Origin of the sequence: Roseateles chitinivorans, from assembly GCF_002761755.1 — a bacterium.
Lineage (GTDB): Bacteria > Pseudomonadota > Gammaproteobacteria > Burkholderiales > Burkholderiaceae_C > Roseateles > Roseateles chitinivorans.
In genome coordinates this window covers 170,723-183,087 of the sequence record NZ_PEOG01000006.1, presented here as the reverse complement: position 1 = coordinate 183,087, position 12,365 = coordinate 170,723, and the positions used below count along the sequence as shown (strand labels likewise).

The 12,365-nt window shown below is 70.2% G+C and carries 7 protein-coding genes; 3 read left to right on the top strand and 4 right to left on the bottom strand.

The genetic code is table 11. The features are described 5' to 3' along the window. Together CS062_RS02185 and CS062_RS02180 are read right to left on the bottom strand one after the other, a co-directional pair. The coding region (locus CS062_RS02185; RefSeq protein WP_143742224.1) for a response regulator at positions 1-918 on the bottom strand (918 nt) is incomplete at its 3' end. Continuing rightward, positions 909-5,972, bottom strand: a complete 5,064-nt coding sequence (locus tag CS062_RS02180; RefSeq protein WP_099859834.1) for a hybrid sensor histidine kinase/response regulator — start codon at positions 5,970-5,972, stop codon at positions 909-911. The genes CS062_RS02185 and CS062_RS02180, both read right to left, overlap by 10 nt. Before the next feature lie 209 nt (positions 5,973-6,181). On the opposite strand from CS062_RS02180, the gene CS062_RS02175 reads away from it, so the two are divergent. After that, positions 6,182-6,649 (top strand): response regulator, encoded by a 468-nt coding sequence (locus CS062_RS02175; RefSeq protein WP_099859818.1) that lies wholly within the window; start codon positions 6,182-6,184, stop codon positions 6,647-6,649. A gap of 89 nt (positions 6,650-6,738) precedes the next feature. Then, positions 6,739-7,701, top strand: coding sequence for a bifunctional helix-turn-helix transcriptional regulator/GNAT family N-acetyltransferase (locus CS062_RS02170; protein ID WP_099859833.1), 963 nt, complete (start codon positions 6,739-6,741; stop codon positions 7,699-7,701). A gap of 51 nt (positions 7,702-7,752) precedes the next feature. Here the strand turns inward: CS062_RS02170 and CS062_RS02165 are convergent, their stop codons facing one another. After that, complete coding sequence (locus tag CS062_RS02165; RefSeq protein WP_099859817.1) at positions 7,753-9,957, bottom strand: TonB-dependent siderophore receptor; 2,205 nt, start codon at positions 9,955-9,957, stop codon at positions 7,753-7,755. Positions 9,958-10,307: 350 nt separating this feature from the next. Then, the gene (locus CS062_RS02160; RefSeq protein ID WP_099859816.1) at positions 10,308-11,846 is read right to left on the bottom strand and encodes an alkaline phosphatase D family protein; all 1,539 of its coding nucleotides are present in this window, start codon (positions 11,844-11,846) and stop codon (positions 10,308-10,310) included. A 100-nt stretch (positions 11,847-11,946) separates the two neighbouring features. Here CS062_RS02160 and CS062_RS02155 point away from each other — a divergent pair, with 100 nt between their 5' ends. After that, positions 11,947-12,354, top strand: coding sequence for a hypothetical protein (locus CS062_RS02155; RefSeq protein WP_099859815.1), 408 nt, complete (start codon positions 11,947-11,949; stop codon positions 12,352-12,354). Positions 12,355-12,365: the final 11 nt, after the last annotated feature.

The following is a 12,365-nucleotide window of genomic DNA, read 5'->3' as shown; positions in this document are numbered from 1 at the left end:
ACCCGACGCTCTTCCGATCGGCAGCACGGCCCGCGGCGGGGGCTCATCCTCCTCCGGCAGCACCGACGGCGCGAACGCGGGCAGCGCGGGGGGCAGGGCGGCCGGACCAGCGGCCGATCCGCCCGGTTGCAGCGCCGGGACCATCTGTTCGAGCGCGTTTCGCGTCGCGTTGTAGAGCACCTCGGAGAGCATCTGCTCGCGGCCCTCGGTGAACAGCGCCGGCTCGCCCGCCGCGATCGGCGCGTCGCAGCGCAGCACGCGTTCATGCCCATGGCCGGCGTCGCGCAGCCAGAGCAGCGCGCGCGGCGCGAAGCGCGGCACCAGCAGCGCGAGCAGGCGCCGCATCGCGACCTCCGCGTCCAGCGAGTCGGCCAGCTCGCGCCCGGCCTGCGCCAGGAAGATCGAGCGCCGGGTGTTCTCCTCGGCGGCGCGTTGCGCGGCTTCGGCGCGCGCGATCGCGATGCGCTCCAGCGCCTGCTGTCGCAGGCGCTGCTGCATGATGAACAGGTCGACGAAGACCCGCACCTTGCTGCGCAGCACGTCGGGGATGACCGGCGACAGGATGTAGTCGACCGCGCCCAGCGAGTAGCCCTGCGCCGTCTGCAGCTCGTCGGCGTAGGCGGTGACGAAGATGATGGGCGTGTGCGCCGAGCGCCGGTAGCCGCGGATCAGCCGGGCCGTCTCCAGCCCGTCGATGCCGGGCATGTTCACGTCCATCAGGATTACCGCGAACTGCTGGCGCAGCACTTCGCGCAGCGCTTCGCTGCCCGAGCGCGCGATCACCAGGTGCTGGTCGAGGTCGGCCAGGATGGTCTCGAAGACCAGCAGCTTCTCGGGCAGGTCGTCGACGATCAGGATGCTGGCGCGCTCCGCCGCGTCGGGCGTCGCATAGCCGTCGAAGAGCGAGCTCAGCGGCATAGCCAGCCCCGCAGCACGGTCAGCATGTTGGCGGGGTCGACGGGCTTGGACAGGTAGTCCCAGGCGCCGGCCTCGATGCACTTCTGGCGGTCGCCCTTCATCGCCTTGGCGGTGACCGCCACCATCGGCAGCTCACGGCCGCGCGGCAGGCGACGGATCTGCTGCATCGTCTCCAGCCCATCCATCTCCGGCATCATGATGTCCATCAGCACGATGTCGATCGACGGGTCCTCCTGCACCAGGCGGATCGCCTCGCGGCCGTTGTCGGCCGAGACGATCACCATGCCGTGCCCGTCCAGCACGGTCGCGAGGGCGAAGATGTTGCGCATGTCGTCGTCGACGATCAGCGCCTTCTTGCCGGCCAGCGGGCAACGGGTCTCCTGCGCGTCGCGCAGCGCCTGGCCCTCGCGGTCGCCCATGTCGGCCGCCGCACGGTGCAGCGCCAGCGACAGGGCCGCCAGCGCCGCATCGGTGCCGGTGGCGGTGCGCACCGCCAGCCCGTGCGGCCGCGACCATCGTCGCGCCGCCCCCGGCTCGTCGGACGGCTCGGCGCCGGCGGACGATTCGGCATTCAGCGCCACCACCGGCAGCGGCAGCGTGCCCGGGCGGCGCTCCAGCGCATCCAGCACATCCTGCGGCCCGAACGGACAGGTGGCCGCGTCGACCAGCAGCGCGTCGACGCCGGGCAGCACCTCGCGCACCTCCTCGGCCGAGCGGACGAAGATCGTCTCGACGTCATGCGCCAGCGGCGCCAGCAGGGCGATCCGGTCGGGCCCGTCGGGCATCGCGACGGCGAGCCGGCGCTGCGGCCGGTCCAGGTAGCGCTGCAGGTCGCGCAGCGCCACGTCCACGTCGTCGCGCGACTGCAGCGGCTTGGACAGGAAGCCGAGCGCACCGGCCTGCAGCGCGCGGTCGCGGGCATCGTCGGTGGAGACGACGCAGACCGGCAGGTGACGCGTGTCGGGATCGGACTTGAGCCGGTCCAGCACCCGCCAGCCCTGCATGTCGGGCAGGAAGATGTCCAGCGAGATCAGGCTGGGCCGGAACTCCTGCGCCATCGCCAGCGCACCGGCGCCGGTGGTGGCGACCAGCCCCTTCATGCCGCCATGGCGCGCCGCCTCCAGCAGCACGTCGGCGAAGGCCAGGTCGTTCTCCACGATCAGCAGCACCCGGTCGCCGCTGGCGATGTCCTCGCGGTCGTCCTTGGCGACATTGGCGAAGACGATGCTGTCCGGCGGCGTGTCCATCTGCGGGCGTTGCGGCTCGCCGGCGTCCGGCGAGCGCGGGCGGACCGGTTCCGCCGGTGCGCGGCGGGCGGCGGCGCGCTGCACGGCGGCCTCGGCCAGTTCGGCCGCGGTGATGGCCGCGCGCGAGCGGGGCGCCTCCTCGGTGGCGGTCGCCGAGGTCTCGGAGGTCTCGGCCACGTCGCCCAGCGATGAGACGCTCGTCGCGCCGGTCGGGCGCGGACGCGCGGTGCGCGCCGGCGTGTAGTGCTGCGGCAGGTAGAGGGTGAAGGTCGAGCCGCGGCCCGGCGCGCTCACCAGCTTGATCTCGCCGCCCAGCAGCCGCGCCAGTTCACGGCTGATCGCCAGGCCCAGGCCCGTGCCGCCGTACTTGCGGGAGGTCGAGCCGTCGGCCTGCTGGAAGGCCTCGAAGATGATCTGCTGCTTGTCGGCCGAGATGCCGATGCCGGTGTCCGCGACCGAGAACGCGATCACCTGGCCCGCGTGGTTGAGCACCTCGTTGTCCGCGGACCAGCCGTCGGCGACCGCGGTGACGGCAAAGGTGACCTGGCCCTGGTGGGTGAACTTGAAGGCGTTGGACAGCAGGTTCTTGATGATCTGCTGCAGCCGCTTGACGTCGGTGACCAGCGACTTGGGCAGCGGCGGCTCCATCTCGACGCTGAAGCCCACATGCTTGGACTCGGCGAAGTGGCGGAAGCTGCGTTCCACCGAGCGCTGCAGCTCGTCCAGCCGCAGCTCGCTGACATCGACGGCGACGGTGCCGGACTCGATCTTGGACAGGTCCAGGATGTCGTTGATCAGCATCAGCAGGTCGTTGCCCGACGCATGGATGGTCTTGGAGAACTCGACCTGCTTGAGCGTCAGGTTGCCTTCGCTGTTCTTGCACAGCTGGTCCGACAGGATCAGCAGCGAGTTCAGCGGCGTGCGCAACTCGTGCGACATGTTGGCCAGGAACTCCGACTTGTACTTGGAGGTCAGCGCCAGCTGCTCCGCCTTCTCCTCCAGCGCCTGGCGGGCCTGCTCGACCTCGGCGTTCTTGCGCTCGACCTCCTGGTTCTGGTGGGCCAGCAGCTGCGCCTTCTCCTGCAGCTCGCCGTTGGTCTGCTGCAGTTCCTGCTGCCGGCGCTGCAGTTCCTCGGCCAGCGACTGCGACTGGATCAGCAGGTCCTCGGTCCGGGTGCTGGCCTCGATCGTGTTGATCACGATGCCGATGGATTCGGTGAGCTGGTCCAGGAAGGCCTGGTGGGTCGGATTGAAGCGCTCCAGCGAGGCCAGCTCCAGCACGCCGCGCACGCGGCCCTCGAAGATCACCGGCAGCACCAGCACTTCCATCGCCGCCGTCTCGCTCAGGCCCGAGGCGACGCGGAAGGCGCCGCCGGGCACGTTGGCGAGCAGGATCTTTTCCTGGTCCAGCGCGCACTGCCCGACCAGGCCCTGGCCGAGCGCCAGTTCCTTGCCATGCGTGGCCAGGCCGCCCGAGGCATAGCTGGCGATCAGCTTCAGGCGCGGCATCTCGCCGCGCATGTTGAGCACGTAGAACTCGGCCTGCTGCACGCCGACCACGGGGGCCAGTTCGCTGAGGATCAACTGGCCGACGGTCACCAGGTCCTTCTGGCCCTGCAGCATCCGGCTGAACTTGGCGAGGTTGGTCTTCAGCCAGTCCTGCTCGGTGTTCTTCTGCGTCGTGTCCTTCAGGTTGCGGATCATCTCGTTGATCGTGTCCTTGAGGGACGCGACCTCGCCCTGTGTCTCGACGGTGATGGAGCGCGTCAGGTCGCCCTGGGTCACCGCGGTGGCGACCTCCGCGATCGCCCGCACCTGCGTGGTCAGGTTGGCGGCCAGTTCGTTGACGTTCTCGGTCAGGCCCTTCCAGGTGCCCGAGGCGCCGGGCACCTTGGCCTGGCCGCCCAGCTTGCCTTCCACGCCGACCTCGCGCGCCACGGTGGTCACCTGGTCCGCGAAGATCGCCAGCGTGTCCGTCATCGAGTTGATGGTGTCGGCCAGCGCGGCGATCTCGCCCTTGGCCTCCACGGTGAGCTTCTGCGCCAGGTCGCCATTGGCCACCGCGGTCACGACCTTGGCGATGCCGCGCACCTGGCCGGTCAGGTTGCCGGCCATGAAGTTCACGTTGTCGGTCAGGTCCTTCCAGGTGCCCGAGACGCCGCGCACCGTGGCTTGGCCGCCCAGGCGCCCCTCGGTGCCGACCTCGCGCGCCACGCGCGTCACTTCGGCGGCGAAGGAGGAGAGCTGGTCCACCATCGTGTTGATCGTGGTCTTGAGCTCGAGGATCTCGCCGAGCACGTCGACGGTGATCTTCTTGGACAGGTCGCCGGCGGCCACCGCCTTGGTCACGTCGGCGATGTTGCGCACCTGCGAGGTGAGGTTGGACGCCATCGAGTTGACCGAGTCGGTCAGGTCCTTCCAGGTGCCGGCCACGCCCTGCACGTCGGCCTGGCCGCCCAGCTTGCCCTCGGTACCGACCTCGCGCGCCACGCGCGTCACTTCCGCCGCGAAGGAGCGCAGCTGGTCCACCATCGTGTTGACGGTGTTCTTGAGCTCCAGGATCTCGCCCTTGACGTCGACGGTGATCTTCTTGGACAGGTCGCCGGCGGCCACGGCGGTGGTCACCTCGGCGATGTTGCGCACCTGCGAGGTCAGGTTGCCGGCCATGAAGTTCACCGACTCGGTCAGGTCCTTCCAGGTGCCGGCCACGCCCTGCACGTCGGCCTGGCCGCCGAGCTTGCCCTCGGTACCGACCTCGCGCGCCACGCGCGTCACTTCGGCGGCGAAGGAGCGCAACTGGTCCACCATCGTGTTGACGGTGTTCTTCAGCTCCAGGATCTCGCCCTTGACGTCGACGGTGATCTTCTTGGACAGGTCGCCGGCGGCCACCGCCTTGGTCACGTCGGCGATGTTGCGCACCTGCGAGGTCAGGTTGCCGGCCATCGAGTTGACCGAGTCGGTCAGGTCCTTCCAGGTGCCCGACACGCCTTCCACCCGCGCCTGGCCGCCGAGCGAGCCCTCGGTGCCGACCTCCCGCGCCACCCGGGTCACTTCCGAGGCGAAGGAGCGCAGCTGGTCGACCATCGTGTTGATGGTGTTCTTCAGCGTCAGGAACTCGCCCTTGACGTCGACCTCGATCTTCTTGGACAGGTCGCCCTGCGCCACCGCGGTGGTGACGTCGGCGATGTTGCGGACCTGGTCGGTCAGGTTGCCGGCCATCGAGTTGACCGAGTCGGTCAGGTCCTTCCAGGTGCCGGCCACGCCCTTGACCTTGGCCTGGCCGCCGAGCTTGCCTTCGGTGCCGACCTCGCGGGCCACACGGGTCACCTCGGCGGAGAAGTCGCCGAGCTGCTCGACCATCCGGTTGATGGTCTTGGCGGTGTGCAGGAACTCGCCCTGCAGCGGTCGGTTGTCGACCTCCAGCGCCATCGACTTGGTGAGGTCGCCTTCCGCCACCGCGCCGATCACGCGCGCGGCCTCGCTGGTGGGATGGACGAGGTCATCGATCAGCGCATTGATGCAGTCGATCTGCTGGCCCCAGAAGCCGCGCATCTCGGGCAGCGCCGCGCGCTGCTTGAGCCGGCCTTCCTTGCCGACGACCTGCCGCAGGCGGGAGAGCTCCGCCGCCATCGAGGCGTTCTGCTCGACCACCTCGTTGAAGGCATCCGCCAGCTTGCCGGCGACGCCGGTCCAGTGGAAGGGCAGGCGGACATCCGGATCGCCGCGGCGCAGCGCATGGAGCGCGAGCAGCATCGCATTCAGGTGTTCGGCCGGGACCACGGCCACCCCTTCTTCCAAGACGCTCATGGTCATCTCCCGGCCGTCTCGACGCGGCTCAACCGGTGGACTTTAGCTGCGCGGTCAAGGCCGTGGGGGCTGGGTTTAGGAGAGGGGCGGCGGCGTCGAGTGGGCACGCGGCTTGCCCTTCCCGGTCATCGACGGACGGCATTGGCCGGACGCGCTTTGTCGCGTGGGTAGGGCTGTTGCGTCGTGTTGCACTCTGGGAGAACACCTCGATGTCCGAACCATCGCCTCATGCGCTGCGGGTCCTCGTCGTCGACGACGATCCGGAGGGGGCCCGCAGCCTCAGCGAGTTGTTCCGCTGCTATGGCTGCGCCACGGCGGTGGCCTACAGCGGGCGGGTCGGCTTGCGGCTGCTGAAGCTGTTCAAACCGGAACTGGTGTTCGTGGACTTCGACATGCCCGACATGAATGGGCTGGAGGTGGTGTCCGAAGCCAAGCTCATCGACGCCGAGGCGGGTCGCCACGTGATGTACGTCTGCCTGACCGGCGGCGGCCCGGAGATCACCGACGAGAGCGCCGGCGCCGCGGGCTTCAATCGCCTGCTCTACAAGCCGCTGAAGGTGACCGACCTGCTGGCGGTATTGCTGACCGCCCGGCCCGGCAATTTCGTCGCTGGCAGCAACGCGCCGGCAATTCGGCCAGCGCGTCCGACATACGGAGATCGCACACCGCGGCATTGAGGTGTTGCCTGCAGCCATCGACCGGCGTTCATCGCCGGTCTGGCAAGAAAATACTTGCTAAAAGCAAGTGATTGGCGCAGCATGCCGCCATGCCTGATCCTGACCGCATCGAAGCCGTCCGCCGCTTCAACCGCTTCTACACCCGCCGCATCGGTGTCCTGAACGAGGGCCTGCTGGACTCCGCCTTCAGCCTGACCGAGTGCCGCATCCTGTGGGAGCTGGCCCACGTCGACAACGGCGAGGGCATGACCGCCACCGACCTCGGGCGCCTGCTGGACCTGGACGCCGGCTACCTGAGCCGCCTGCTGCGCGACCTGAAGGAACGCGACCTGGTCAGGGCCACCCGCAGCGCGCTGGATGCGCGCCAGTCCTTGCTGCAGCTGAGTCCTGCCGGACGCAAGGCCTTCAAGCCGCTGGACCGGCGCTCGCAGGAGCAGGTCGGCGAACTGCTCGGCCGCCTGGGCGAATCGCAGCAGACCGAGCTGCTGCAGGCCTTCCGGCGCGTGCAGTCGCTGCTGGAGGAGCCGGGCGCGAAGCTGGCGACGGGCGGCTTCCTGCTGCGCCCGCACCGGCCCGGCGACATGGGCTGGATCGTCGCGCGGCATGGCGCGCTCTATGCGCGCGAGTACCAGTTCGACATGAGCTTCGAGGCGCTGGTGGCGCGCATCGCCGCCGATTTCCTCGAGCGCTTCGATCCGCGCCGCGAGGCCTGCTGGATCGCCGAGCGCGACGGGATGAACATCGGCAGCGTCGCGCTGGTGCAGGCCCGCGACGAGGCGACCGACGCGCCGATCGACGGCGTGGCGCAGCTGCGGCTGCTGCTGGTGGAGCCGTCGGCGCGCGGCCTGGGCCTGGGCGACCGGCTGGTCGCCGAATGCCACCGCTTCGCCCGCGAGGCCGGGTACCGGCGGGTGCGCCTGTGGACCAACAGCCAGCTCGACGCCGCCAAGCACATCTATCGCAAGGCGGGCTACCAACTGGTCTCGAGCGAGCCCTTCCAGGGATTCGGCCTGGATCTGGTCGGCGAGACCTGGGAACTGGCGCTGGATTGATTAGCGAGCACGACGCCGGGCGCGCCCGGCGTCGCGACGCTCGTCACGTGCTCAGTAGCTCAGCTGCAGGCTGAGGGTCCAGGTGCGGCCGAGCGCCGGGGAGACCACGTTGGCGTTGATCGCGCCGTCGAAGTAGTCCTTGTCGAGCAGGTTCTTCAGGCCGGCATTGACGCGCCAGCCCGGGCCGCTGTAGCCGACGCTGGCATCGAGCACCGCATAGCCCGGCAGGGTGAACGGCAGGCTGCCGCGTTGCTCGCTGACCGCGCGGCCGCCCAGGCCCAGCGTCCAGTTCGGCAGCGCTGCCGGCTTGTAGAGCGCCCACAGCGTGGCCGCATGCAGCGGCTGCAGATTGATCGGCTTGCCCAGGATCGCGGCGTTGTTGTCGCGCGTGACCCGCGCGTCGGTGTAGGCATAGCCGGCGGTCAGGCTCAGGCCGTCCTTCAGTCGTGCGCCGATCTCCAGTTCCACGCCGCGCGACTGCTGCTCGCCGGTCTGCACGCTGAAGCCGGTGTTCACCGGGTCCGAGGTGGTGACATTGCGCCGCTTGAGGTCGAACACCGCCAGCGAGCCGGTCAGGCGGCCGTCCGCCGATTCATGCTTGAGACCCCATTCGTACTGCTTGCCGGTCTCGGGCACGAAAGCCTGGCCGTTGAAGTCCTGGCCGCTGACCGGCAGGAAGGACTCCGACCAGCTCAGGTAGGTCGACCAGCCCGGCAGGAACTCCTTGACCAGTCCGGCGCTGCCCACGGTGGCGGCATCGGTCTTCAGCGACTGCGTGTTGCGGATGCGGTCCTCGAGCCGTTCGCGCGAGTGGTCGCGGCGCACGCCCAGCAGCGCGGTCCAGCCCGCGCCGAACTTCATCTGGTCCTGCAGATAGAGACCGGCCACGGTCAGCGTCGACGGCGCGAAGGCGGTCAGGTTGGCCGGGCAGGTCGCCGGCATGCCGTACTGCGGATTGAACAGGTCCAGCGGCGCGATGGTGCAGGCGCGCGAGCCCTGGCGGCTGTGGCCGCGGCGCGCGTCCAGGCCGACGACCAGCTGATGCGCCACCGGTCCGGTGTCCACCCGGTAGAGCAGCGAGGTGTCGGTGGCCAGCAGGTCGTAGTCGAGGTACTGCCGCGTCGCCGAGCGATTCTGCAGTCGGCGGTTGGCCTGCAGCGCCTGCAGCGCGACGAAGTTGCCGGTGCCCGACTCCTCCTCGTAGCGCACGCCCTGGCGCAGCGTGAGCGCCGGGCCGAAGCGGTGCTCCAGGCTGTAGCCCAGGGTCTTCTGCTCGACGTCGTAGCCGCCGAAGGCGGTGTCGCCGGTGAACATCCGGCGGTCCACCGTGCCGTTGGGATTGGGAAGCAGCGTGCCGTAGGGCGTCGTGCCCTGCTGGCGGATCCACTTGCTGTGGCTGTAGCTGGTGAAGATCACGAAGTCGGTGTCGCGGCCGAAGTCGATCGACAGCGACGGCGAGACCCAGCGGTCCTTGCGCCAGACCTGGTCGGTGGCGTCGTCGCCGTCGGAGGTCTGCGCGGTGATGCGCAGCGCGGTGCGGCCGTTGGCGGACAGCGGCTCGTTGATGTCGGCCGAGAGCGTGCGGCTGTTGAAGCTGCCGAGGTCCAGGCCGGCATCGAGGCGGCGCACCGCCTCGGGCCGCTTGCTCACCGCGTTGACCAGGCCGCCGGGCTGCACCTGGCCGTACAGGATCGAGGACGCGCCCTTGAGCACCTCGAAGCGCTCGTAGGCATAGCTGGTCAGCCGCGTCCACATGCCGGGGCTCTGCACCAGGCCGTCGATCAGGATGGATTCGGTCGAGCGGAAGCCGCGGATGTTGATGTCGTCGAAGCCGCGGCGGCCAAAGTTCACCGGGCTCACGCCGGGCACGGTCTGCAGCGCCTGCTGCAGGTTGGTGATCTGGCGCGAGTCCATCACCTCGCGGGTCACCACGCTCATCGAGCGGGGCGTCTCCAGCAAGCGCATCGCCGCCTTGCCGGCGGTGATGCCCTGCGTCGGCGCGAAGCCGGTGTCGCGCTGGACGCTGCCATAGATCACGACCGAGTCCATGCGGCGCGGCTCGGCGTCCGAGGCGGCATCCGAGGAGGTGTCCGGCGCGGCCGGCGCGGCGGTGGCGGGCACGGGCTGGGCCTGGGCCTGGGCGAAGGCGGTGAGGCCGGGCGCGCTCAGCGCGGCGAGGACGGCGAGGGCGACGGGACGCAGCGTGGGCGCGCCCAGCGGGGGCAGCGCGGAAGGGCGATGGAGACGGAAGGACATGGACGTCGACGGCAACATGACGCCGGCGTGGGGCACGCACGGCGCACGGGGTGAAGGGATCCGCGTTGCATGGCGTCGGCGAGCAAGGCACGGCAGGTCGACCGGTCCCGCGGGGACGGGTCCGGCGGCGGCATCGAGGCCGCATCGGGGTGTGGGCTGGCTGGGCGGATGGCCGCGTCGTGGACGGGCTCTGCTGGCTCGCGCTCCGCGTGGGTGGCGGAGGGCGCTCGCGGCAGGTGGGCGCGGTATCGCTCCCTGGGCCGCGAGCGGGGCGCAGTGTACCGAGTTTGTGTCGCGTCCCCGAAGCATCATTTCGGCGTCATGGGCGATCGGCGTCCTGCCGTCCCGGGTCAGGACGCCGCCTGCGCACCCGGCCGCCCGGCCTCGACGACGAAACGCGCCGCGGTCGACACCGGGCTGTTCGCGTCCCACGGCGAGGCCACGCTGCGCAGCTCGACCGCGAGCCGGTCCGCCCGCAGCTCGAAGCGCATGTAGCCGCGCTGGTCGCTGCGGCCGTAGTGCAGGTGGGGATTGAAGGGCAGGACCTTGTCCAGCTGCGATTGCTCGGCGCCGTGGCTGGAGATCGAGGTGCCGCAGAACTCGCTGGCCAGCACCGGCGCCCGCTCGTCGTCCCAGTCCAGCTTCAGGTCGGCCACGTAGTTGGCATGGACGTCGCCGCCCAGCACCACCGCGTTGGGCACGCGTCGCGCCTCGAGGTCGCGCAGCAGGCGCTCGCGCGCGAAGGGATAGCCGTCCCAGCCGTCGGTCCAGTAGCGACCCGGTCCCTGCGCCGGATCCTGCCGGTTGAAGCGGGCCATCAGGGTCTGCTGCGCCAGCAGGTTCCAGGGCCGTGTCGCATCCCAGCTGTCGCGCAGCCATTGCTCCTGCGGCGCGCCCAGCAGCGTGCGGCGCGGGTTCATCAGCGCCGGGCAGTCCTTGAGGTTGACCGTGTGCGAGCCGCCCTGGCCCGGCTTCGGGCAGGCCTGCGGATCGCGCCAGGAGCGGTCGTCGACGGTGATCAGCCGCGCCAGGCGGCCCCAGTCGTGACGGTGGTTCAGCGTGATGTCGACGCCGCGCGGCCGCAGCGCCTTCGGAAAGGGCTGGTGCTCCCAGTAGGCCTGCGCGGCGGCGGCGCGGCGCTGCGGGAACAGCGGATCCAGGTCCTGCGACACGTCGCCGGCCCAGTCGTTCTGCACCTCGTGGTCGTCCCAGGTCAGGATCCACGGCGCGTTTGCATGCATCGCCTGCAGCTGCGGATCGCGCTTGTACTGGGCGTAGCGGTCGCGGTAGTCGGCCAGGCTGCGGCACTGCGGGCCCTGGTGGCGCCGTGGCACGCGGGCATCGTGCGGTGTCGCGTATTCGTAGATGTAGTCGCCCAGGAACAGCACCAGGTCGAGGTCCTGCTTCGCCATGTCGCCCCAGGCCGCGTACTCGCCGTGGTCGAAACGCTGGCAGGACGCGATGGCGAAGCGCAGCGTGGCGGGCGTCGCGTCGGCCGCCGGCGCGGTGCGGGTGCGGCCGGCCGGGCTTTGCTGGCCCAGCGCGCGAAAGCGATACCAGTACCAGCGGTCCGGACGCAGGCCGGCGGGCTCCGCATGCACGCTGTGGGCGGTGCCGGGCTCGGCGTGCTCGGTGCCGCGCGCGACCACGGTCCGGAAGGCCTCGTCTTCCGCCACCTCCCATTGCACTGGCACCGCCGCCGGCAGGGCCTCGCCGAGCAGCCGCGTCCACAGCACGACGCGGTCGGGGCGAGGACTGCCCGAGGCGACGCCGAGCGCGAACAGCGGCTCGACGGCCGCATCGGCGTGGCGCAGCAGCGCTGGCGCGCAGCCGGCGACGAGGGCGGCCTGCAACAGGCCGCGGCGGGACAGGGATCCTTGGCGAGTCATGGCCCCGAGCGTAATCGGGGACGCTGACAGCAGGGCGACGGCACCGGTGGCGCGAGTGCCCGGTACGATCCGGCCTCACCGCTCCCGCCGACCGCCGCGCATGACCACCCAGCTCATCCTCTTCCGCCTTGCCATCCAGAGCAGCTATGTCGCCAACTCCGAGGAGCCGGCGACCGAGGACGCCTTCGACACCATCCAGTTCTTCGCGTCCAACGGCTCCGCGTGGCGGATCAAGACCTATGCCACCGACCAGGATGTGCATGTCTGGTCGCTCGATGGCGGCGAACTCGGCGACCTGGTCGAGCTGGCGGTCAGCAACACCGAGGCCAACTACGGCGACGTGCTGGAGGAGGGCTACATCATCGACTCCGAGACCGGCCTGGACGGCGTGCGGGAGCAGCTCGAGGCGCGCGGCCTGCCGCCCCATCTGAACGAGACCTCGGTCGGGGCGGTCTTCTGGACGCCGCCGGGCTCCAGCTACAAGTCCAAGAGCCGGCCCGGCAACTGAGCGTCGCCCGG